20 protein-coding genes and 1 pseudogene are annotated in these 24,063 nt (G+C 47.0%); 15 read left to right on the top strand and 6 right to left on the bottom strand.

Annotation, left to right across the window (positions count from 1 at the left end):
• Position 1 precedes the first annotated feature (1 nt).
• The 7 genes from BTW01_RS13475 to BTW01_RS13445 all read left to right on the top strand — a co-directional run bounded on the left by BTW01_RS13475 (position 2) and on the right by BTW01_RS13445 (position 8,324).
• On the top strand, positions 2–1,252 hold the full coding sequence (locus tag BTW01_RS13475) for a pyridoxal-phosphate-dependent aminotransferase family protein (protein ID WP_162103466.1): 1,251 nt from the start codon (positions 2–4) through the stop codon (positions 1,250–1,252).
• A gap of 236 nt (positions 1,253–1,488) precedes the next feature.
• The gene (locus tag BTW01_RS13470) at positions 1,489–2,481 is read left to right on the top strand and encodes an XdhC family protein (RefSeq protein WP_162103465.1); all 993 of its coding nucleotides are present in this window, start codon (positions 1,489–1,491) and stop codon (positions 2,479–2,481) included.
• Positions 2,478–3,098: a xanthine dehydrogenase accessory protein PucB gene (gene pucB / locus BTW01_RS13465; RefSeq protein WP_162103464.1), complete on the top strand. Its 621-nt coding sequence runs from the start codon at positions 2,478–2,480 to the stop codon at positions 3,096–3,098. The genes BTW01_RS13470 and pucB overlap by 4 nt, the downstream gene beginning before the upstream one ends.
• Positions 3,095–3,931 carry a xanthine dehydrogenase subunit C gene (pucC, locus tag BTW01_RS13460; protein WP_162103463.1) on the top strand — a complete coding sequence of 279 codons (837 nt, stop codon included), beginning with the start codon at positions 3,095–3,097 and terminating at the stop codon, positions 3,929–3,931. Before pucB ends, pucC begins: the two co-directional genes overlap by 4 nt.
• On the top strand, positions 3,928–6,165 hold the full coding sequence (pucD, locus tag BTW01_RS13455; protein WP_162103462.1) for a xanthine dehydrogenase subunit D: 2,238 nt from the start codon (positions 3,928–3,930) through the stop codon (positions 6,163–6,165). The genes pucC and pucD overlap by 4 nt, the downstream gene beginning before the upstream one ends.
• Positions 6,156–6,662 (top strand): xanthine dehydrogenase subunit E, encoded by a 507-nt coding sequence (pucE, locus tag BTW01_RS13450; protein WP_162103461.1) that lies wholly within the window; start codon positions 6,156–6,158, stop codon positions 6,660–6,662. Before pucD ends, pucE begins: the two co-directional genes overlap by 10 nt.
• 531 nt (positions 6,663–7,193) lie before the next feature.
• The gene (locus BTW01_RS13445) at positions 7,194–8,324 is read left to right on the top strand and encodes an aspartate phosphatase (RefSeq protein ID WP_162103460.1); all 1,131 of its coding nucleotides are present in this window, start codon (positions 7,194–7,196) and stop codon (positions 8,322–8,324) included.
• Positions 8,325–9,021: 697 nt separating this feature from the next.
• Here the strand turns inward: BTW01_RS13445 and uraH are convergent.
• The 5 genes from uraH to pucR all read right to left on the bottom strand — a co-directional run bounded on the left by uraH (position 9,022) and on the right by pucR (position 15,252).
• The gene (gene uraH / locus BTW01_RS13440) at positions 9,022–9,369 is read right to left on the bottom strand and encodes a hydroxyisourate hydrolase (protein WP_162103459.1); all 348 of its coding nucleotides are present in this window, start codon (positions 9,367–9,369) and stop codon (positions 9,022–9,024) included.
• On the bottom strand, positions 9,369–10,850 hold the full coding sequence (gene pucL, locus BTW01_RS13435) for a factor-independent urate hydroxylase (RefSeq protein WP_162103458.1): 1,482 nt from the start codon (positions 10,848–10,850) through the stop codon (positions 9,369–9,371). Before pucL ends, uraH begins: the two co-directional genes overlap by 1 nt.
• Before the next feature lie 12 nt (positions 10,851–10,862).
• The gene (locus tag BTW01_RS13430; protein ID WP_162103457.1) at positions 10,863–12,155 is read right to left on the bottom strand and encodes a nucleobase:cation symporter-2 family protein; all 1,293 of its coding nucleotides are present in this window, start codon (positions 12,153–12,155) and stop codon (positions 10,863–10,865) included.
• A gap of 5 nt (positions 12,156–12,160) precedes the next feature.
• Complete coding sequence (locus tag BTW01_RS13425; protein WP_162103456.1) at positions 12,161–13,510, bottom strand: nucleobase:cation symporter-2 family protein; 1,350 nt, start codon at positions 13,508–13,510, stop codon at positions 12,161–12,163.
• Positions 13,511–13,656: 146 nt separating this feature from the next.
• Positions 13,657–15,252, bottom strand: coding sequence for a purine catabolism transcriptional regulator PucR (gene pucR, locus BTW01_RS13420; RefSeq protein WP_162103455.1), 1,596 nt, complete (start codon positions 15,250–15,252; stop codon positions 13,657–13,659).
• Between the two features lie 174 nt (positions 15,253–15,426).
• Here pucR and BTW01_RS13415 point away from each other — a divergent pair, with 174 nt between their 5' ends.
• The 7 genes and pseudogenes from BTW01_RS13415 to yunB all read left to right on the top strand — a co-directional run bounded on the left by BTW01_RS13415 (position 15,427) and on the right by yunB (position 21,480).
• On the top strand, positions 15,427–16,770 hold the full coding sequence (locus BTW01_RS13415; RefSeq protein ID WP_162103454.1) for an allantoinase: 1,344 nt from the start codon (positions 15,427–15,429) through the stop codon (positions 16,768–16,770).
• Between the two features lie 96 nt (positions 16,771–16,866).
• Positions 16,867–17,146 (top strand): annotated as a pseudogene (locus BTW01_RS18755) (YunG family protein).
• A 37-nt stretch (positions 17,147–17,183) separates the two neighbouring features.
• Complete coding sequence (locus BTW01_RS13405; RefSeq protein ID WP_162103606.1) at positions 17,184–18,032, top strand: DUF72 domain-containing protein; 849 nt, start codon at positions 17,184–17,186, stop codon at positions 18,030–18,032.
• 17 nt (positions 18,033–18,049) lie between these two features.
• Positions 18,050–18,871, top strand: coding sequence for a sulfite exporter TauE/SafE family protein (locus tag BTW01_RS13400; protein ID WP_162103453.1), 822 nt, complete (start codon positions 18,050–18,052; stop codon positions 18,869–18,871).
• A gap of 19 nt (positions 18,872–18,890) precedes the next feature.
• The gene (locus tag BTW01_RS13395; RefSeq protein ID WP_162103452.1) at positions 18,891–20,279 is read left to right on the top strand and encodes a bifunctional metallophosphatase/5'-nucleotidase; all 1,389 of its coding nucleotides are present in this window, start codon (positions 18,891–18,893) and stop codon (positions 20,277–20,279) included.
• A gap of 65 nt (positions 20,280–20,344) precedes the next feature.
• Positions 20,345–20,650 carry a YunC family protein gene (locus BTW01_RS13390; protein ID WP_162103451.1) on the top strand — a complete coding sequence of 102 codons (306 nt, stop codon included), beginning with the start codon at positions 20,345–20,347 and terminating at the stop codon, positions 20,648–20,650.
• Between the two features lie 71 nt (positions 20,651–20,721).
• Positions 20,722–21,480: a sporulation protein YunB gene (yunB, locus tag BTW01_RS13385; RefSeq protein ID WP_162103450.1), complete on the top strand. Its 759-nt coding sequence runs from the start codon at positions 20,722–20,724 to the stop codon at positions 21,478–21,480.
• Between the two features lie 27 nt (positions 21,481–21,507).
• Here the strand turns inward: yunB and lytH are convergent, their stop codons facing one another.
• Entirely contained in the window at positions 21,508–22,488 is a 981-nt protein-coding gene (lytH, locus tag BTW01_RS13380) for an L-Ala--D-Glu endopeptidase (RefSeq protein ID WP_162103449.1), read from the bottom strand.
• Between the two features lie 230 nt (positions 22,489–22,718).
• Here lytH and lipA point away from each other — a divergent pair, with 230 nt between their 5' ends.
• Positions 22,719–23,615: a lipoyl synthase gene (lipA, locus tag BTW01_RS13375; RefSeq protein WP_162103448.1), complete on the top strand. Its 897-nt coding sequence runs from the start codon at positions 22,719–22,721 to the stop codon at positions 23,613–23,615.
• Positions 23,616–24,063 lie beyond the last annotated feature (448 nt).

Genomic DNA, 24,063 nt, shown 5'->3' with positions numbered 1-24,063 from the left:
TGTGTCAGGCAGAAAGGAATTATGCACCCCGTTAAGAACGATTATGACGCCGGGGCCTGTTGAGGTTGATCCGCGTGTATTAAGAGTGATGGGCACCCCGGTCGTCGGCCAATTTGATCCGGCGTTTACTGATATCATGAATGAAACAATGGAAATGCTTCGGGAGCTGTTTCAAACAAAAAATCGATGGGCCTATCCGATTGACGGCACCTCACGGGCGGGTATTGAGGCGGTGCTTGCGAGTGTGATTGAACCGGGAGATCATGTGCTCGTTCCGATTTATGGGCGCTTCGGTTTTTTGTTGACTGAAATCGCCGAGCGGTACGGGGCGAATGTTCATACGCTTGAGTGTGAATGGGGTGCGGTTTTTGACCCGGATGATATCATACGGGAAATCAAAAAAGTGAAGCCGAAAATTGTTGCAATGGTGCATGGGGAAACATCGACAGGACGGATTCACCCGCTGAAAGCAATTGGCGAAGCCTGCCACGCCGAGGATGCATTGTTTATTGTCGATGCAGTTGCGACGATTGGGGGCTGCGAGGTCAGCGTTGATGATTGGAAGATTGACGCGGCCATCGGCGGCACGCAAAAATGCTTGTCTGTTCCATCTGGAATGGCGCCGATCACATATAATGAGCGGGTGGCAGATGTGATTGCGGCGCGCAAAAAGGTGGAGCGGGGAATTGCGACACATGCTGACAGGTCAGCGCTTTCTGAAAACCGGCCGATCACAAGCAATTATTTTGATTTGAGCCAGCTTGAGGATTATTGGAGTGAACGGCGGCTCAATCATCATACTGAAGCAACGACGATGCTGTATGCCTTGCGTGAGGGTGTCAGGCTGGTGCTTGAAGAAGGTCTTGAAGCCCGATTTGAGCGGCATTGTCACCATGAAACCGCATTAGTTGCAGGGGTGAAGGCGATGGGGCTAAAGCTGTTTGGAGATGACAGCTGCAAAATGCCTGTTGTGACCTGCGTAGAAATCCCCTGCGATATTGACGGCGAGTCTGTCCGCCATATGCTATTGGCGCAATTCGGTATTGAAATCGCCAGCTCATTCGGACCGCTGTCCGGGAAGATTTGGAGAATCGGCACGATGGGCTACAGCTGCCGAAAAGAAAATGTGCTGTTTGTGCTTGCCGGATTAGAGGCTGTACTGCTCAGACATGGCGCAAAGATTGAAGCGGGTAAAGCGCTCCAAGCAGCGCTTGATGTGTATGAAAACGCCGGCCGTCAGGCGGCGGTGTAAAGAATAAAGAAAGCTTGCGGGAACGCCGCAAGCTTTTTTAGCGATACGATTTCGCTTTTTCTCCAATCTGAATTTCTTCGTTTTACTCTTTTTACAAATCCTCTCTCGATCTGTTGTATTTTCTGACAAAGCATGAGTTATTTTTCCTCCCATCATCTATTCTTTATACAAGTTACCTATAACATCACGCTGAACGAGTTGTTCCTTATAACAATTTTTGAGAGGAGGGTGCAGTGTTGGCAACTGTGCACACAATGTTAGATGCGCTCCTGGAGGATCAGGATGAGGCTGTGCTGGCGACAATCGTTCAAGTTGAAGGCTCTGCATATCGGAAAGCAGGCGCTTCAATGCTCTTTAAGAAAAATGGCGAACGGGTCGGCTTGCTGAGCGGCGGGTGTATGGAAGAAGATTTATTTCAAAGAATGAACGAGTTAGGTGATCAGCTGACGTCAGCCCTGATTCCCTATGACATGCGGGCGGAGGACGATCTTTCCTGGGGTATGGGAGCCGGCTGCAATGGTGTGATTCATATTCATGCGGAGCGCATCACTCCGGAAAAAAGACGGAATTATGAAAGAGTGAGAGATTGCCTTCATTCAGGTAAAGCTGTAACAGCTGTGACGCAAATTGACTCTTCCCGTTCTTTATTTCTGACAGAAAACAGGCATTTCGGGAACTGGACGGACGCGCCTCTGCAAGACATTCAACGTACTGCTTCAACGCTTCATTTACCGCATTTTGATCCAGCAGCCCGCCTGTTTATTCAGCGGATTGAACCGAAGCCGCGTCTCATTTTGTTTGGGGCGGGACCAGATATTGTGCCTCTTGTCAATTTGGCGGCTGATACAGGATTTTCTGTGATCGTGACAGATTGGCGTCCCGCTTATTGCACATCCTCTCTATTCCCAAAAGCGGATCGGCTGATTACCGCTTTTCCGGAACAAATGCTCAGTGAATTTCAGTTTTACCCACAGGATGCAGCTGTTGTGGCCACCCACCATTTTCAGCACGATCAAATGATCATAGACTTCTTATTTTCTCAGCCTCTTCAGTATATCGGACTGTTGGGTTCAGCAAACCGCACGCAGCGGTTGCTGAACGGAAAACGGCCTCCGGCTCATTTCTACAGTCCGGTCGGGCTGAAAATCGGTGCGGAAGGCCCCGAGGAAATTGCCATCAGTGTTGTCGCGGAACTCATCCAAACAAGAAAACGGCAGGCGGTTGTATGAGAACCCCCTATATAATCGGTGTGTTTCTCGCTGCCGGCAAAAGCAAAAGAATGGGCCAAAACAAGCTTGCTTTGCCGCTAAAAGGAGAAACCATCGGCTCGCTTTCCTTGAAAACGGCTCTTTTGTCCGACCTTGATCACGTGCTGATCGTCGAGCGAACAGAACACGCTTCCTTTGAATGGATGGGAGAGCTCTATCATACACCGCCTTTTCGAAAACGCTGGAGCCTGCACGTTTGTCAAGAAGCTGAAAAAGGCCAAGGGCATGCAGTCGGCAGCGGGGTAAGACAAGCAGAAAAAATGGGAGCGGCAGGCGTTGTTATTTTATTAGCCGACCAGCCGCTGCTTTCTGTTGATCACCTCAATGCTCTTGTGGCAATGGCTCCAAAGTCATTTGCCTTGTCTTCATCATCTTTAGGCGCTCCTGCCCCTCCGATCTATTTCTCTTCGGCTTGTTTTCCTTATGTAAAGAAATTAAGGGGAGATGAGGGAGCTCGCCGGCTCCTGAAAAGCGGGAAGCTTGGAACAGGAGCCGTTTTGGAGGCCAAGACAAGCATGGAGCTGGAAGATATTGATACACCGGAGGAATACGACGTGGCAAGGAGGGCGATGGATTGAACGGACAAGTAACAAAAACAAGGATGGATATTCAATTATGGAGACCTGAAGCGCTTGATGAGGCCTATTCGCTTTTAGAGCAGCACGCACCGGATGTGTGTGCCGTATCGGGCGGCACATTGCTTCAGCTTCAGTGGGATAAGGGGATTCTTCCGAAACAGCATCTCATCAGTCTGGAAGGCATTGACGAGATGAGAGGGATGAGTATCAGTGACACCCATGTGTCGATCGGGGCGCTCACAACGCTGAATGAATGCAGAAAACATCCTCTGATCAAGAGTGCCCTCAGCTGTGTCAGCGACGCTGCTTTAAGTGTCGCCGCACCCGGAATCCGCAGCAAGGCGACGATTGGCGGCAACGTAGCGAGTAAAATCGGTGATTTGCTTCCTCTCCTGCTTGTCCTTGATGCGGAGCTTATTATATATCAAAAGGAGCTGATCAGGCTGCCGCTTGACGATTGGCTCAAAGATAAAGACGTTGACACCGCTCTTGTTACGCGTGTCATCATTCCGCGTGCGGAGGGAGAGCGTGTGTTTTACCGCAAGCTTGGGAGACGCCAGACATTTACAGGAGCTGTTGCTGTGGCAGCTGGACGTTTTTTGAAAGACGGCGGTATTCGTCTCGCCGCTGGCCATGCTGATATCACACCAGAAAGATTAACAGAATGCGAAGCGAAGTGGATGGCGTCAGGGTGGAATCCGCTGGCCCTGTACGAAACGCTTATCCGTGAGCTGCCGTTTTCCGCAGATGCTTTTATGTCAGCTTCATACAGAAAAAAGGCTGCTGCCAATGTCATCATGGCAGAGCTGATGGCTGAGGAGGAGAATAAATGATCGTCAGCAAACCGTCAAGAGTGAGACCTGATGGCAGGGGAAAGGTCACAGGGGAACTGAAATATATGACCGATCTCAGCTTTCCCAGAATGTTGTATGGCAAAGTATTAAGAAGCGCGTATCCTCATGCGGAGCTCGTATCAATTTGCACCATGAAAGCGGAAGAAATGGAAGGTGTGCGGGCCGTTGTCACTTATCAAGACGTTCCTGGTTTAAACCGATTTGGAATCGTCACCCCTGATCAGCCGGTTTTATGCGAGGAGAGGGTGCGATATGTCGGGGATGCTGTCGCCGCAGTTGCTGCGGAAACGGAGGAAATCGCGGAAGCGGCGCTGGAGCTGATACATGTGGAGTATAAAGAGCTGGAGGTTATTGATTCACCGGAAAAAGCGCTTCGGCCGGACGCACCCAAGCTGCATGAGGACGGGAATATCCTACACCGCGCGTTTTTTTCAAACGGCGATGTGGAGGTAGGATTTCAAACATCTAATACAGTTCTTGAAGAAATCTATGAACTGCCGCGGCAGATGCATTCGTATATGGAAACAGAAGGAGGGTCAGCCGTTCTGGAAGATGACGGGGGATTGACGATGTATGCAGGAACACAGCACGGCTATAAAGACCGTTTCCAGCTTTCTCGTATTTTGGGCATTCCTGAGGAAAAGATCAGAGTAGTGTCGAGTCCGATGGGCGGCTCGTTCGGCGGAAAGGATGAACTGAATATCCAGCCGTATGCCGCGCTTTTGGCCCTGAAAAGCGGGCGCCCTGTTAAAATCCATCAGACGAGAAAGGAATCTGTACGTTCTGGCATCAAGCGCCATCCGATGAAAGTGACAATCAAAACGGGTGCAGATCAAGCAGGAAAGCTTTTGGCTCATGATGTGAAAATCGTGGCTGATACAGGCGCCTACGCCACACTTGGATCAGCCGTTCTTGATTTTTCCGTCGAGCATGCCGCGGGACCGTACCGCATTCCAAATATCCGCACGGAAGGAATATCTGTGTTTACGAACAATGGAGTGGCAGGAGAATTCCGGGGCTTTGGCGGCAATCAAATTACATTTGCCCTCGAAACCCATCTCGATCGTCTCAGTGATAGGCTCGGCATCGACCCGCTGGAGCTGAGAAGAAAAAATTTGAGAAAATCGCATGACTTAGGGCCGTTAGAGCATCGGATTGCACCGACTGACGGAGCGGCGAAGGTGTTGAAAGCTATTTCTGCATCTCCTATTCTCACCCGAAACTGTCGCAACTCGGGATTTATCCGAAGAGGAACGGGAGCGGCCATTACGATGCACGGCGGCGGGCTGGGGTATGGCCGAATGGATGCGGCAGGAGGCCGTTTGTCCCTTTCAGGTGACGGCAAAATCACAGCCTCGTTCGGATTTGAAGAGTGTGGACAGGGAATTTTAGCGGCGATTGAACAAATTGTCACCGCGGAGCTGGGCTGTGCCGCAGAGGATGTATCTATTGTGATTGGTGACACCGCAAAAGTACCGAAGTCAGGCTCATCTACAGCATCCCGCGGCACAAGTATGGTCTGGCATGCGATTCAGCGTTTGAAGAAGCCATTTTTATCTCAGTTAAAAAAACGGGCGGCAGAATGGGGCGTCTGTTCAGCAGAAAACCTTACTCTCGGCGCCGCAGGCTTGCGTGATCAAAACTCGAAGGAAATCGTGGTGACGTATAGAGAGCTGGCTGAAATTGGCCCTTTGACAGAAGAAACCGCATTCGATTTTCCGACAACGCCTGATCCTGTGGACGGCGGACATTTTCTCTACTCATTTGGAGCGGCCGCCGTTGAGGTGGCGGTTGATCTATTAACGGGTGAAGTCAAAGTGATAGATTGTGAGCACGCCATTGCGGCAGGGCCGGTTGTCAGTCCGCAGGGCTATCAGGGTCAAATTGAAGGCGGCGCCGCCATGGCGCTCGGCTATACGCTGATGGAGGAAGCGAAAATGACGGATGGCCGTTATGTCGCGGAAAATCTCGATCAGTATATCATTCCCGGTGTGAAGGATGTTCCCGACATGAAGCTAACCGCAATAGAAGAGCTGCTGGAAGGTGATTCCTACGGACCGCGCGGTGTTGGTGAAATCGGAACGATCGCCATCACTCCTGCCATTGTAAAAGCTGTACATCATGCGGTCGGCTGCTGGATAAATAAGCTGCCGATTTCAAAAGAGGAGCTGCTGGAAGCGATAGACAGAAAGGGGCTGAAGCAATGGACGTAAAAGAAGCTACATCATTTCCTATAAAAAAGGAACAGTTCCGAATGACTGTGAATGGGCAGGAGCGGAAGGTTTCAGCCGTTGCCACGGCACGTCTGAGTGACCTGCTTAGAAAGGAATTTCAGCTGACCGGGACAAAGGTGTCGTGCGGAATCGGCCGCTGCGGAGCATGCTCCATCCTAATCGACGGAAGGCTGGCCAATGCGTGTATGACGATGGCCTATCAAGCAGATGGCCGCTCTATCACAACCATCGAGGGGCTTCAAAAAGAAGAGCTGGATATGTGCCAAACCGCTTTTTTGGAAGAAGGAGGCTTTCAATGCGGCTACTGTACGCCGGGAATGATCATTGCGCTTAAAGCGTTGTTCAAGGAAAACCCGCATCCCACAGATGAAGGCATAGAAGAAGGGCTGGCAGGGAATTTATGCCGATGTACAGGATACGGCGGGATTATGCGTTCGGCTTGCAGGATCAGAAAAGAGTTGAACAGAGGAAAGTGAAGTCCGCTTTTTAAAGTCGGACTTCATTTGTGTGAAAAATTGATTTTTATGATCAAGGGGTTTGCGTTTACGTTTACTTTCTCGACTCCATGATTAAACACTGTCTTGCAATCATTTCTTCTTATCAATCACCAACACCAGCCAATAAACCGATAAGACTCAAAAAAATGGCTATAGCAAGGAAAGCCCAGACTAACGCAGCGAATGGAGTGTTTATTCCCATGCCTTCTTTCCATTTGGAAGTGCGGCTCGTTCTGAACTTTCCTAGCTGAATACATAAAATCACATTTAACAATACTGATATGACAAGTGCTATTGCTAAATATAAGCTCAAGCCCATCATCCTTTCTTTTTAAGCTTTCCTCTAGTGTAATCGATAAGCAGGTGTGGATTTCAAGTGTCTTTTTTAAAAAATATAGATTATGACGTTGTTATAAAGAATTTGCTTGAAAACTTTGCGGTTTTTTTGCGGGCATGCATATTTTTAAAATGTTAGAATATTACATAAAAGAGTATATAAGGAGGGGTCTTGTGAATCCGGTTTTACCATCGTCGGAAGTTGGCGTGAAAATCAATGAATGGTATAAGATGATTCGTCAATTTAGTGTCCCGGATGCAGAGATTTTAAAGGCTGAGGTAGAGCAAGAGATCAATCAGATGGAAGAGGATGAATATTTGCTGATTTATTTCTCCTTAATGAAATTCCGTCATCAGCTTATGTTGGATTACTTGGAACCAGTTACCACACGTATCAGGCCAACTATTGATGAACTGCTAGAAAAAATAGAGGCATCAAATAAGGGGATAACTGGCTTGTTGTCTTACTACTCTCTGTTTTTTCGTGGAATGTATGAGTTTGATAAGAGGGAATATGTCAAAGCAATTGATTTTTATCGAGAAGCAGAAAAACACCTTACTCATGTAAATGATGATATTGAGAAGGCGGAATTTCATTTTAAGCTGGCTGAAGCCTACTATATTATGAAGCAAAATCATATTTCAATGCACCATGTTAAACAGGCGATGGACATTTATAATCAATATGATCTTTATAAAGTGCGAAAAATCCAGTGTCATTTTGTTATATCTGGAAATTACGTTGATTTTAAACATTTTGAGAAAAGCTTGCCGCACCTTGAAAAAGCCTTAGAATTGTCCAAACAATTAAATCGTAATGAAAGGCTACTTAGCTCCGCTTACTACAATCTCGGAAAAAATTACGCAGATTTAGGAATAAATGATAAAGCTGATTATTTCTTAAATGAGGCTTCCAAGGTATCAGAAAGTGCTAAGTTGAGCAATTTACCACATTCACTGTTTACATACGCTAAATTTCTTTTTAAGCAGGGGAAAACAAGTGAAGCAATAAAAATGAGTAAAAAGGGTTTATCCGCTGCAATATCCCAAGGTGATAAACTTTTTGTGTCCTTGCAAAAGTATTTGGAAGCACTTTATATTAATGCAGTAGATCAAGTGGGAATCAAAAAAACGATTGATTACTTAGAAAGAAATAAGAATTATGCGTATGTGGAAGATATCGCAATTGATACAGCTGAAGTTTTTGCAAAATCAAAGGAATTTGAAACATCATATGTTTATCATCAAAAAATGCTTGAAACGCAAAAACAAATTCAGAGGGGAGAATGCCTGTATGAATTTTAAAAAGGACGTATTCATTATTCTTACTGCAGTTACTTTGAGTTTAGGTCTCGCTACTACTTTTACTGTAGAACAAAGTGCAGCATATCATCAACTTACTGACCGGAATCAAACATAAAATAAACCCTCTTCGGAGGGTTTATTTTATGTATTTGAATATTCATTAACAATTGAATCAAGCGCTAAGGTTGTATCCTCTCTTTAAACCCTGCACATCTAACTGTTGTTTAATTGTCATAAACATGTCCGAATTGCTCTCCATTGCTGCAGAAATAACCCGAGTCATTTAATCAACACATATTGCTCAACTCCTCTTCACGTGTTAAACGCTTGATATTACATATAATGGGTTTTGGGATGCGGTTTAGCAGCTCTATTTTAAAAGGAGGAATGAAGTTGTTAAGTATTGTTTTTGCAGTCATTACTTTATTCGTCATCTTTTACCTACTCAATTATATTGGTCAGAAGCTAGTGAAATCGTCAATAAATCAAACATTTCTATTCTCGCTTTCTATAATAGAGGCAGTTATTATGTTAGGTTTGTTATATTACAGACCACCCTTTCTTTAAGTTCTAACTGCTGATCCCTATTTTACGGAATTTCCGCGATTTAATTTGCTGTTCTATACAGTTTTTTATTTGCGCAATATTACCAGCCGCCTAAACATCTGAAAGCCCGCCTCACCGGCGGGCTTCCTTCTTAACTCCCCCTATACACCTGATAACCAAACGGCGACAGCAGAAGCGGGATATGGCAATTCGCATCTGGATCTGCGAGCTGAAAGCGGACGGTGACGATGGTTAAAAACGGCTGAGCGGCTGCGTTCATGTTTTGGCTTGCAAAATACTCTCCTGCATGAAATTCCATGATATATTCTCCGGGCGCCAGCTCTTCCCCTGCGAGAAGCGGCGCATCGACTCGGCCGTCATGATTGGTGAATGCTTCTTTTATAAGGTTTCCGCCGTCGAGCCGCTTCACTTCAATTTTTACGTTTGCCGCGGGTTTGCCGTAGGTTAAATCCAAGATATGGGTTGTGAGCTTTCCCATCAGGCTTTCAGGCTCTCTAATGCGTCGGTTTTCTGTTTTTCTTTCTCTGCGTCTTCTCTTGTCACGGTAAAGCGCTGGAAACCGAATGGCGGGCGCGGTTCGGTGTAGACTTTTCCTTTTGATCCCGGTATTTCTTCAACGACTGTGTCCCATGTATGATTTTGAGATTTGAAGCTTACATCAGTGAGCTGCGGGAATCTCGTTAAAATTCTGCAGCCGATATGATAGATTAAGTTTTGGATTGAAGGGGTTTCAAGCTCGTGAAAAACGGTGCTCGCCAAGTCGCGGACTTGTTCAGCGGCAACATAGCGGGCGGGATCTGTAGCGTATGCGTTATGGGTGTTTTCATAATGCCAGCCGATGTGTAAATGGACAAACAGCGGGCGGTTGCCGTCTTCCGGGAGAGTCGTGTATTCGTCCCGGATAAAGCCGACGAAGGAGTTGCCGCTCACCTTGACGAGCTGAAGGTCCATGATTTCGCTGTACTGCTCTGTAATCGTTATGGTTTCTTCTGTTCGTACAGCTTTCAGCACAGACCGAGCCCGTTCATTGCGCGATCTTCTGAAGACGAGGTGGCTTGTGCGGAGCTCTTCTGCCTCGTATGCAGGCATTGCTTCAAATGGAATCTCTTCGCCAGTCAGAGTAATCGTGTCCATATGTGAGTACGTATTTAAAAATCGGTGAGCGACATCATGTAAAAATCCCTCAATTGTCGTCCCTTCATAGGAAGCGAGATGGCGCTGAATAAAGTTTTTCATTGAGTCTGTGGCCACAACGAGAGTGTTATCTCCGTCTATAAAGGATGGCAGGAAGGCATCTCCGCCAATTTCGCAAGTCACATCAACACCGACAACAGTATTGTCTCTCCCAGAAAAAGACGACTCTGGGATTTGCTTTACTCCTGTGAGCGGCTTTAAAAATGTTCGGTATGCAAATACATTTCCTTTGCCGTAAGACATGGTTCTTTTCATTTTCCTCTCCCCTTTTTCAGTGATGATAGCCGCCAGTCGAAAGCGGGCGATGCGGTATATTTCTTGTAGAGCCTGTTGGAATTCTGTTTCACGTTCGTTCTCAAGCCTTGCCATCAAGGCTCGGTGAATGTCCTGTTTCGTCTTTCCCTTTACCGCTAAAATAAAAGGAAAGCCGAAGCGATCATCGTAGTGTTCATTCAGCTTGAGAAATTCCTCGTATTCCTCTTGTTCAAGTTTGCTGAGCCCCGCGTTTTGCTGCTCTATTACTGATGCGTTGCTCATTGTTTTCCTTGTGCCGAGTCTGGGGTGTTTGTTGAGTAAATCAAGCTGTGTCTGGCGGTCTGCTGCTTTCACAATACCCGCCATTTTGTGGTGAAGGTCAGAAAGGGAAGAAAATGGCCGTAATGCCGCGGCTTTCTCCGCAATCCATGAAGAGTGTTCGAAAATTGATCCGAGCGTGTCTGTCAGTGTTGTTGTGTCCATTTGGTTCAGGTCGTCCAGCGTGAGCATAGGCATCTTCCTTTACGTTTTGATTTCAGTGCCATTCGGCTGCTTCGTTTGAAAAAAAGCGTTCAGTACAATTGCCGTCAAACTGCCGATCACAATTCCGCTTCCTGCCAGGACCGAGGCTGCACCCGGAAGAGATGAAAACAATGCGGGAACTGTGGTGACGCCGAGCCCTAAGCTGACGGAAGAGGCGATGATCAGCAGGTTTCCCTGTGAATCGAAATCAACACTGGAAAGCATTTTGATCCCGTAAGAAATGACCATGCCGAACATGACAATCATTGCGCCGCCGAGAACCGGGGGTGGAATCACTGTTGTCAATGCTGCGGCTTTTGGAACGAGTCCGACTGCCATCAGCATGATTCCAGTGATCGCGATGACGTTGACACTTTTTATTTTTGAAAGCTGAATAATACCGACATTTTGCGAGAAGGCGGTATATGGGAATGCGTTAAATAAGCCGCCAAGTAAAATCGCTAGGCCTTCTGCCCGATAGCCCTTTTCCAGATCCTTTTCCGACAGCCTGCGGTTTGTGATATCGGCCAGAGCAAAGTAAACGCCTGTCGATTCAACAAGGCTGACAATAACCACGAGAAGCATCATCATAACTGCCGGCAGTTCAAAGGTCGGCAGCCCGAAATAAAACAGGGACGGAACATGAAGCCAGGACGCCTCCGTGACGTCAGAAAAATCGACTTTCCCCATGAAGAATGCAGCCGCTGTTCCTGCGATAAGGCCGAGCAAAATCGCGATAGAACGGATAAAACCTTTAAAGAAATAAACCAGCAATAAGATAAAAGCTGTGACGCCGAACCCGAGGAGTACGTTTTCCAGTGTGCCGAAGTCTTTGCTTCCTTCACCGCCGGCCAAATTGTTCATTGCCGTCGGAATCAGGCTGATACCGATGATCATGACGACTGAACCGGTCACGACAGGCGGAAAAAAACGGACAAGCTTCCCGAAGAAGCCCGCGGCTAAGATGATCATCAGCCCTGAGGCGATAATGGCGCCGTATATCGCTGAGACACCGTATGTACTGCCGATGGAAATCATCGGACCGACTGCGGTAAACGTACATCCGAGCACAACTGGGAGACCAATGCCGAAATAGCGGTTTTTCCAAAGCTGTAAAAGGGTTGCGGCTCCGCACATGAACAAATCAATAGCGATTACATATGTCAGCTGACCGGCATTCAGACCGATCGCCGCGCCGACGATCAGCGGAACGAGAATCGCTCCGGCATACATAGCAAGCATATGCTGAAGTCCGAGCATCATCAGCTGAAAGGCATTGTGCTGTTCCTTCATCTTTTTCACACCTCTTTTTTTAATGCGAGTGTATGGTCTAATACCGGAAATTCTGTTTTCGGCGCTGTTGTTTCTTTTTTGCCGCGTAAGCTGAAAAATAGATTCAAAAAGATGACGGTCAGGCTGCCGGTGATCGTGCCGTCACTGACCAGAATCCGAATTGGAGCGGGGAAATCAGTGAAAATGGCGGGCACTGTGCTGGCGCCAATACCGAGTGCGATTGAGCAGGCGATCGTCAGAAGGTGATATTGATTTGTGAGGTCCGCTGTGCTAAGCATTTTGACGCCAGACGCAATCACCATGCCGAACATGACTACAGTCGCTCCGCCAAGCACTGCGACAGGAACGGCGGAAGCAAGGGTGGCAATCTTCGGAATCAGTCCGAGACAGACAAGGATACAGCCTGCGATAACGATGACATTTCTCGTTTTCACTTTCGTCAGCTGCAATAAGCCGGCGTTTTGTGCAAAGGTGTTATAGGGAAAGGCGTTGAACAGCCCGCCGATTAAAATAGCAATCCCCTCCGCCCGATAGCCTTTGACGAGGTCTTTTTCGCTTAAAGGCCTGCCGCATATCTTTCCGATTGCGTAGAAAACGCCGGTTGATTCCACGATAATGACGATTCCGACGATCAGCATCGTTAAGATCGGGCCGATTTCAAATGAAGGGACTCCGAAGTAAAACGGCTTCGGGATTTGGAAGAGCGGGGCTGCAGCGGCAGCAGAAAAGCTGACTTTGCCCATGATGGCTGCTGCCGCTGTCCCGGCGGCGATTCCAATTAGAACGGACAGCGTTCGAGCGAATCCTTTGAGAAAGCGGTTGAGGACTAAGATTAGGACAAGGACGCCGACAGAGAGAAGAAGGTTTTCGAGCGAACCGTATTCGGGGTTGGGGCTGCCGTTTATTTTTTCGCCGCCAGCCATATTTTTTACACCTGTCGGAACAAGTGAAAGGCCGATTAAGGTGACAACGGTACCTGTCACGACAGGAGGGAACAACAAAGTTAGCTTACCGAAAAAATGCGCGAACAAAAAGATAAATAACCCTGTCGTGATGATTGAACCGTAAATCGCGTGAACGCCATAGTTCGTGCCGATTGCAATCATTGGAGTGACGGCCACAAATGAACTGCCGAGCATGACGGGCAGCCCGATGCCGACATATGCGCCGCGCAAGGTTTGCAAAAGCGTGGCTGCACCGCACGTTAACAGGTCAATCGCCAACAGGTAGGACAACTGTTCAGCTGTTAAGTTCAGCGCCCTGCCGACAAGCAGGGGCACTAAAATTGCGCCTGCATACATAGCCAGGACATGCTGAAGGCCAAGTGTAAACACTGCAAACGATCTTTGTTCCACGATAGTCCCTCCTTTTTCATGTGAACTTTAGTAACATGATAACGTGCTGACTGTCGGGTGTCATTGGATACAGTAGCCGAAAAAGACAGGTGCTGTTGCTGAAAGTGACGAAAAACAATTTGGTTTGTAAGAGAATGTGACAAGTGTTAACTGATCAGCCGCTGCATTCGTAAGGCAAGCCGCAAACGCATCGTCATCTCAGGATCTTTTAAGCTTTTGCCCAGCAGCTCCTCGCATTTTTCAAGGCGGTAAATCACCGTATTGCGATGAACGTAAAGACGCTTTGCTGTCTCGGAAATTTGGCAGTGTGTTTCTAAATAGACGGATAACGTGTGAAGCAGGCTTTGATCCTCCTGCTGTTTTTCAGCAAGGCTTTGAAGCGTGGAGTTGTAAAATTTCTTCAAATCCTCAACTGGGAGCAGGCGGAGAAGCTCAGGCACATCTTTGGCGTGATACACCTGAATAAACTCTGTGCTTCTTGACAAATGTCCTGATTGCAGAGCGTCTGAGGCTTCGGTGAACGCGTCGGGAACGTCAATGAGCTTTTGGCATATATTGCTGATGCCGAAGGACACAGTCCGTTTCAATTGCGCATTGATCTGTGTTTGAAACTGCTTTAAAAAGTTGATCACCGAGGCGTGCATTTCACTCCAGCTGTCTGTTGCTTCGATCAGAATAATGCCGACATTTCCTTTAATAAAGAGGTGAGGCGGAAACGGGAAGGCTGATAATTCGCCTTCAAGACATTCGAATACACTGTCAGAGGCGAGCTGGTTTTCTGTAAAGCTGATTGATTCATGATTCCGGTCGAGTTTTCCCGCAATACACATGTACTTTTGATCCCAGCGCAGCTTAAATTCCTTTGCCCGGTTTTTGATTTCATCGTCTGAGGAAAATGAGCGCTCGATAAAATTGCTGAAAAACTCATTGCGCGCCCGCCGGCTGAATTGCTTCAGCGCATTTTCCTTTAGAAGTTCAAAGGAAATGACGTTGGCAGCTTGCTCAATGGTGAGGATCAATCCTTTGTCGCCGGCCTGCATCATGTCGGGTATCAGCAGATAGCCGCAGTTTTTTTCGTGATTATAAATAGGAAGAACAGAATACGTTTGTCGGTCCGAGATCGTAGAGAAACAAGTGAAAAACGGTCCGTGTACGGTATTCAGGGTGCCTTTCAGCTTCTCCGTCTCAATTGAAATATGATCGGACGCAGACAGCATTTTGGCATGCTGGTCAAGAAGCAGCACGGGGAGCTGAAGGAGGTCTGATACCTTTTTGAGAAGGGATTGCAGTCCCTTGCCGCTCATAATGTGATTTGTGAATTTTTTGTGCGCGTAAATGGCTTGCTGCAGCTCGTTAGAACGCATATCGAGAATGTGGCTGAGTGTTGCATTCACAATATCGCCGAGGCGGATTTGTTCTGGCAGCTCAATGATTGGAAACGCGTATGAATCAGCCAGTTCGATGATTTCTTTTGGAATATCCTCCAAGTAGCGCTTTGTTTTAATGCCGAGACCCGCGCAGCCGCGTTTTGCCATTTGTCGAATCAGTTCAGATAATTGGTGCGGATGATCCTTCAGGTGATACGCGGTAGTAACGAGCAATTCATTTTTATGCAAAAAGTCCGCGATATCTGGAGCGTCCATCATATTGACATGCTGAACCTCTCTTTCTCCTCCTGCTTTTCCCGCGATTAAAGTGGCGTTTTCATAAGCCGGTATTTTCATCACATCAAAAATATTCATAGCGCACTCTCCCTTTCTAAAAAAACATTGGTTAAGATGAATAATTTTCAATAGGAATTCTAGCGGTTTTGCTGATGTAATACGATCATAGTAGCAGTAAACTGTTGAAAATAGAACGGAATGTGTTACATAAACTGACATAGAAAATCGGCAACCTGACATGGGGGGATCAATATGGCTTACGATATGGTGATAAAAGGTGCGAAGGCAGTGATGCCAGATGGCGTGAAAGAAGCGGATATTGCAGTTTGCAACGGGGTTATTGCCGAGATTGATACTGCTATTGAAGCAAGCGGAGCAGCAACGATCGAGGCAGATGGGAAATTTGTGTTCCCTGGTGTGATAGACTGCCATGTTCATTTCAATGAACCGGGAAGAGAGGACTGGGAGGGAATTGAAACAGGTTCGCGCATGATGGCGGCAGGCGGCTGTACCACCTATTTCGATATGCCGCTCAATTGCATTCCATCAACAGTGACGGCAGAGCATCTACTTACAAAAGCTGAACTCGGCAGGCAAAAATCAGCCGTGGATTTTGCGCTTTGGGGCGGCCTTGTGCCCGGCCACATTGAGGATATCCGTCCGATGGCTGAAGCGGGCGTCATCGGATTTAAAGCATTCTTATCAAAATCAGGCACAGACGAATTCCGCTCTGTTGATGAAAGGACCTTGCTGAAAGGCATGGCAGAAATCGCGACTGCGGAAAAAATTCTCGCTCTTCATGCAGAGAGCGACGCAATCACAAGCTATTTACAGATGGTTTTGGCCAATAAAGGAAAGGTGGATGCGAATGCGTACGCCGCCTCCCGCCCGGAGGAAGCAGAAGCTGAAGCGGTGTATCGCACCATCCAGTACGCGAAGGTGACAGGCTGTCCGGTTCATTTCGTTCATATCAGTACGGCGAAAGCGGTCCGGCTGATCAGAGAGGCGAAGCAGGAAGGTCTTGATGTGTCGGTTGAAACATGCCCGCATTATGTCTTGTTCAGCCATAATGACTTACGTGAAAAGGGCTCTGTCGCAAAATGCGCGCCTCCGCTTCGTTCGCCGCAAAGTCAGGAAGCGCTGATCGAGGCGCTCATGGCGGGGCACATTGACATGATTTCCTCAGATCATTCACCTTGTCATCCATTTTTAAAACGGGAGGATAATCTGTTTTTATCATGGGGCGGAATCAATGGCGGACAGTTCACTTTATTAGGAATGCTGGAACTGGCACTTGGACATCAGATTCCATTTGAAACCGTTGCTGAATGGACAGCGGCAGCGCCTGCGCGGCGATTCGGGCTTCAAAATAAAGGGCGGCTTGAAGCGGGTTGTGATGCGGATTTTGTGCTCGTCAGCATGGAGCCGTACACTGTCACAAGAGAATCGATGTTTGCAAAGCATAAGCTAAGCCTATATGAAGGTCATTCATTTCCTTGCCGCATTTCGGCCACATACAGTAAAGGGCGATGTGTGTACAGTGAAGGAGAGGAAGCAGAAAAAGGCATGGACGGAGCGCTTGTCGTTCCTTCGTAAACCCGGCGGTTAAACTGTCGGGTTTTTTTGATTTCCGCATCTTTGTTTTTTTAAAAGTGATCAACGTGGTATCTTTTTTATAAGGAGACGGAGACAATGGAACACGCCAAATCTATCCTGAATCACCTATGCGGTGTGACGGCACTGGTGATTCAGGAACAATTCGAAGACATTATTTTTAAAATAAAATCAGGTGAAAACCGGCATTTTTAGAACAGCATCAACGGCGTGATTTGTAATTTCACGAGTGAACAGTTATACGCGCCGATAGAATATCAGCATACCCCCTTCTTCAAGAGATACGAATGACGAACAATACCAGCATCTTTGTTCAGCATTTTCCTGCCATATAAACAGCATTTCCGAGGAAACCTGAAAACACGTGTGATAAACTGGGAGAGAGGTGAATGATTGTGATTTATATCGGACTGACGGGGTGGGGGGATCATGACAGCATCTATCCGCCGAAAACGGCCAGCCAGAAAAAATTGCAGGCCTATTCCTCCCATTTTCCGATCGTTGAATTAGACGCAAGCTTTTACGCGATTCAGCCTGCGCGCAATAATGAAAAATGGGTCAAAGAAACGCCCGAATCCTTCCAATTTATCGTGAAAGCATATCAGGGCATGACGGGTCATCAGCGCGGTGACATTCCTTTTGATTCGAAAGAGGAGATGTTTGCCGCATTTAAGGTATCGTTAACGCCATATTTACATAGCAATAAGCTTGCCATGGTGCTGTTCCAATTCCCGCCGTGGTTTGACTGCAAGAAGGAGAATGTCGCCTACTTGAGATGGTGCAAGCGCCAAATGGGAGATATTCCATGTGCGCTTGAATTCAGAAATCGCTCGTGGTTCTCGCCGTCATTTTATGAGCAGACACTTTCATTTATGAAAGCGGAAGGCTGGATTCACAGCGTCTGTGATGAACCGCAAATCGGAGAAGGCAGCGTTCCGACTGTGCTGCATGCCACCGATGAAAACAAAACGCTCGTCAGGCTTCACGGACGCAACAAACAGGGCTGGATGAAGCCTGATGGCGGGAAAAACTGGCGGGAAGTCAGGTACTTATACCGCTATAATCAGCAAGAGCTGATAGATTGGAAAAAACATCTGAATGAATTGCAGCAGCAATGTAAGGATGTTTTTGTCCTGTTCAATAACAATTCCGGCGGTGACGCCGCGGATAACGGTAAGCAGATGCTTGAACTGCTTAATATCGAGTACAGCGGACTTGCACCGAGACAGCTCGATTTATTTTAGAAAAGAGGTTTTGATTGATGTCGTTTGTGATTTTGGTCGTACTGGGATTTATTGCAGGTACGGTAGGGAGCCTGATTGGACTTGGCGGCGGCATTATCATCGTGCCGTCTCTGATGTTTTTAAGCACAGTGACGCCGCTGTTTCAGGATGTGACGCCGCAGGTCGCGATCGGAACTTCGCTTTTGGTCATTATTTTTACGGGTCTGTCTTCAACTTTAGCTTATATGAAATATAAAACCGTTGATTATAAAAGCGGGCTCATTTTCTTTATCGGTTCAGGCCCCGGCAGCATTATCGGAGCTTACGTGTCAAAGCTGTTCAATTCAAACTCGTTTTCCGTTTGGTTTGGCATCTTTATGATTCTTATTTCATTATCTTTAATGCTGAAAGCGAAAGCCCGGCCGATCAACAAAGCCCACAAAGGCATTATTCGGACCTTCCAAGATGATGCCGGTGAGCCTTATACGTACTCATATCAGGCTCCTATTGGCATTGCGATTGCCTTTGTTGTCGGCTTTTTAGGCGGGCTTTTCGGAATAGGCGGCGGTTCGCTGATGGTCCCGGCGATGATGCTTTTATTCCTGTTTCCGCCGAAGGTTGCCGTGGCAACGTCGATGTTTATTATTTTCCTGTCCTCTATGACAGGCTCTGTTTCACATATCATTTCCGGGCATGTCAATTGGCTGTACGCCCTCGCACTTGTGCCCGGCGCTTGGTTTGGCGGAAAGCTTGGCGCCGCCATCAATAGAAAAATGCAGACGAAAAGGATCGTAATGATCATGCGGATCGTATTGATTTTAATCGGCTGCCAGCTTATTTATGAAGGTATTTTCAGCTGAACGATTAGGGAGAGATATTATGAAGGAGAAGCTTCGCTTATATCATACAAATGATTTGCACAGCCATTTTGAAAACTGGCCAAAAATTGTAGATTATATCGAGCAGAAAAGAAAAGAGCACCAATCAGACAGCGAAGAGACGCTCGTTTTTGATATTGGCGATCATCTTGATCGTTTTCAATTTGTGACAGAGGCGACGTTCGGAAAAGCGAATGTTGATCTCTTGAACCGTCTTCGCATTGATGGAGCGGCGATCGGTAATAACGAAGGGATTACGCTTCCGCATGAAGAGCTCGCTGCCCTATATGATCATGCTGAATTTCCCGTTATTGTCTCCAACTTATTTGATAAAAACGGACATCGTCCGTCCTGGGCGGTTCCTTCCCATATCAAAACATTGAAAAACGGTATGTCCATCGCTTTCTTAGGCGTGACTGTGCCGTATTATCCCGTTTATGACAAGCTGGGATGGACAGTAACGGATGCGCTAGAAAGCATAAAAAACACCATCCATGAAGTGAAAGGGCAGGCTGATATCATCGTTCTGCTGTCACATTTAGGCATTCTTGATGATCAGGCAGTGGCTGAAGCGGTTCCTGAGATTGATGTGATACTGGAATCGCACACCCATCATTTGCTTGAAGATGGACAAGTGGTGAACGGTGTTTTGCTTGCCAGCGCCGAGAAATACGGGCATTATGTCGGTTGTGTAGAAATGACAGTGGACAGCGTACAGCGAAGCATCATCAATAAAACAGCGTCTGTGCAGAGCATGGCAGAATGGCGAGGAGAATCCGCCGAAACAAAAGCATTTCTTCATGAAAAAGAAAGTGAAGCCGAGGAAATGCTGTCCGATGCCGTTGCCGAGCTTGCACAAGATGCTGAGGTCAAATGGTTTGAAGAATCAGAGCTGCCTTTGCTGTTGGCGTATGCGTTAAAGGAATGGTGCGGGACGGATATTAGTATGGTGAACTCAGGAGTTATTCTCGGTCCGCTGAAAGCGGGTCCTGTGACGAAGCTGGATTTGCACCGCATCTGTCCTCATCCGATCAACCCGGTGGCTGTCCGCCTGACAGGAGAAGAATTAAAGGAAACCATTGTCCATGCGGCTTCAGAGCAAATGGAACAGCTCCGAATCAAAGGGCTCGGCTTCCGCGGTGAAGTGATGGGGAAAATGGTGTATGCGGGTATTGATGTAGAAACGGAACGGCTTGATGACGGAATCACGCATGTTACACGAATCACACTGAACGGAAAAGAGATTGAAAAACATAAACAATACGCCGTTGCCGTGCTTGATATGTTTACACTCGGCAGGATGTTTCCAATTATCCGCGACGCCGCAGAAAAGGAATATTTCATGCCGGAGTTTTTGCGTGATCTGCTCGCATGGAAGCTCGCGCAATAAAGGAGGTCAGCCCACAACAAGCTGTGCCCTTCATCATAAAGTGATGAATGAAGGGAGTGTTTGATGTGGTGAATCTGACACCAATCATGATAGAAGGACAGCCTTTTACAGCTGTGACAGTGAAGCTTCCAAAAACGAATTTTATGGCTGTCACAAACGATCACGGATACATTATGTGCGGCGCGCTTGATGTGGCGCTGCTCAATGAAAAGCTAAAGGAGCGGGGCATCGTGGCGGGGCGCGCAGTCGGTGTACGCACCGTTGACCAGCTATTAGATGCACCTTTGGAATCCGTGACATACGCCGCGGAGGATCTCGGCATCCATACCGGCATGAGCGGCAGAGACGCACTTTTAAAAATGGTGAATTAAAATAATTTGGCCCGGCTGTTACTATGTCCCCTCTTACAAGCATACATTGTGATATGTAAGGGGGGATTTTCTTGCCAAGATATCGCGGCCCTTTTCGCAAGAGAGGACCTTTGCCTTTCCGGTACGTGATGCTCTTGTCAGTTGTCTTTTTTATTCTGTCAACAACAGTCAGTCTTTGGATGATCAATGGCTCAATTAAACCTGTTTTAATGAGCATCGGCGAGATGGAAACGAAGCGTGTGGCGACAGAGGTGATCCAGGACTCGATTGAGGATTACATGTCCGACAGTGAAAATATGAAAGACATGTTTCAAATGAATTCCGATGAAAACGGGAACTTAACGACAATCGATTTTAATACACAGGTTATAAACAGTGTGAAAACAAAAGTAACAAAGCAGCTTCAGGCTCATTTGAAAGAGATGGAAAACCATACCGGTCACAGCGGCGCCAGTGAAAATATTATGATTAACATTCCGCTCGGACAGGTAACCGGCAACAGCCTCCTTGGAAACCTCGGGCCGAAAATTCCGGTCCGGTTTAATTTAATCGGCGACGCTTTTACAGATGTCAAAACCAAAATCAAGCCGTATGGCATAAATAATGCACTGATTGATATCAGCATCTTTGTTGAAATTAAAGTGAAGGTCATTATTCCGTTCGCCAGCAAAACCGCTGTCGTCACAAATAATGTTCCTGTATCCATTAAAGCAGTGCAGGGCGAAGTGCCGCAGTTTTATAATGGAAGCGGCGGCTCAGGCGTCACGCCTTCTGTCCAGCTCCCGAGCGGCAAAGAAGCCGATTCAAAAAGTGAAAAAAACAGCAAATAAGCCACCTGTCAAAGAGGCGGCTTTTTGTTATTTCTTATGTTTATATTCATAGCGCTCCCATGCCCGCAAATGCGGGTACGGATCAAACGACCATTCAGTTTTTCCGTTATCTTTGTACATTCCGTAGTGAAGATGCGGCGGGAACTTCCCAGCGGTTCCCGGCGGGCCGTATCCGGAGCTGCCGACAGATCCGATCACTTGACCGGGTTCAACGATTTGTCCAGTTTTTATTCCTTTGGCAAACCCATTGAGGTGGGCAAAATAATGATACGTATTGTTAATATCTCTGATGCCGATTCTCCATCCTCCGAAGCGGTTCCAGCCCTTCATTTCAACTACGCCGTAGCAGGTGGATCTGACAGGAAGACCATAATGGGCAAAGATATCCGTGCCTTCATGGATACGCCTTCCGCCGAATCCGCGGGCATCTCCCCACGTGCTGCGGTAGCTGTAATCGGTTCTGATTGGAAGCGGAAACGCATGCTCGTCCAGATCAATTCGGCCGTATGCTTTAAACAGCTTCATGAATTCAGAAATAATCCCCACTGTCTGGTCACGCCGGTAATACTTCCAAAGCCCGATGCGGATGTTGTCGTCATCTGTCCCGTATGACAGCAAGTATTGGCTGAATGTATACAAAATATCTTCATCATTGCTGACCTCGGCTTTCCCGTCTCCATCACCATCCATCCCGATCCCGTCAAACACTTTAATGCTTAACGGCGCATCATCTTTCGGATTAGGATTTTCAGGTCCGCTCCACATTTCATCCGGTATATAGATGCTGATGATTCCTGCTTTGTCAGGCAGGTCTTTTTTATTGCTCCGGACATTTTCCTCATATTGATCGACAGCAGCGAGTACGTACCAAGGAATCTGCGTCACAGCCTCGACTTTATGATATAATTCCATTCGTTTCGACAGCACTGGATCTGTAAGTTTTTTTCCATGCGCAGAGGGCTCAAACGCAAACAAAAGGAGAAGAAGAGCAGATAACAAAACTTTCACATAAGAATCTCCTTTCATATTGAATACACATAGTTTGCGGCAAGCCGGCTTAAAAATGTCAGTAATGATCTTCCCTTGTCGAGAAATTTTTCCTATGGTAAAGTGTCTAAAGAAAAGACTTTCTTTAGTTAGAAAAACATTATTTTTGTTGCAGAAATAAAAAAACCTGCACTTTTCTCGTTTTCAGAATGTTTCGTGACAGAAATTGAGTATATTGGAGATGATGGGAATTGGCAAAGAAAGACGAACACCTCAGAAAGCCCGAATGGCTCAAAATCAAATTAAATACAAATGAAAATTATACAGGACTTAAAAAACTCATGCGGGAAAACAATCTGCATACCGTATGCGAAGAAGCGAAATGTCCGAATATTCATGAATGCTGGGCGGTCAGACGTACAGCTACATTTATGATTTTGGGCTCCGTTTGTACAAGAGCATGCCGTTTCTGTGCTGTCAAAACAGGCCTTCCGACTGAGCTTGATCTGCAAGAGCCTGAACGCGTAGCCGATTCTGTCGCGCTTATGAATCTGAAACACGCGGTTATTACGGCTGTTGCCCGTGACGACCAGAAGGACGGCGGGGCAGGCGTTTTCGCGGAAACTGTCCGTGCGATCCGCAGAAAAAGCCCGTTCACGACAATTGAGGTGCTGCCGTCTGATATGGGCGGAAACTATGATAATTTAAAAACTTTGATGGATACACGCCCAGACATCCTGAATCACAATATCGAAACAGTTCGCCGCCTGACGCCAAGAGTCCGTGCGCGGGCGACATACGACCGTTCGCTGGAATTTTTGCGCCGTGCGAAGGAAATGCAGCCTGACATTCCGACAAAATCAAGCATCATGATCGGGCTCGGGGAAACGAAGGAAGAAATTATTGAAGTCATGGACGACCTTTTGGCAAACAACGTGGATATTATGGCAATAGGACAGTATTTGCAGCCGACGAAAAAACACATGAAAGTCCAAAAATATTATCACCCTGATGAATTTGCAGAATTAAAGGAAATCGCGATGCAAAAAGGCTTCAGCCACTGCGAAGCCGGCCCGCTTGTCCGTTCATCCTACCATGCGGATGAACAGGTGAACGAAGCATCTAAAAAACGCCAAGCACAAGCATAATGCCAAAACGCCAGGTCATCTGGCGTTTTTGTCTTTCCTATTGAATTACGTTCTGGTGGGTTTCTCTATTGACGTTTTGAGACACGGCTTCCTTACGGGGCGGTTTTTATTCTTTTTAGTCGACCCTGGCATGAAATCGGAGCTGGGATAGCTGTTATTTTTGATCGGCTGTATATGGTTTGGATTATCGGACATATAGACATGATAGTAGCGCAGTCTTACAGAAGCTGCCATGCTCTTCGCTTGCTCGATTGTCAATGTCGGAGCATCTTGAATAGGAGGGAGCTGAACCGTTACACTTGATATGTTGGGAGCGGTTTCTTCCCGCATTCCAATGTTATCCGCTATTCGCAGCGTCAATTGTTCTTGTTGATAGAACACATAGCAATTTGTCGATTCTCATCATTTCAAGTCAGACATATGAATTGGGACCCGTTTGTCAGTATGA

Origin of the sequence: Bacillus sp. SKDU12 (genome assembly GCF_010093085.1) — a bacterium.
Taxonomy (GTDB): Bacteria; Bacillota; Bacilli; order Bacillales; family Bacillaceae; genus Bacillus; species Bacillus mexicanus.
Note: the sequence above shows the minus strand (reverse complement) of the source record. Positions and strands in the feature narration are given on the sequence as shown.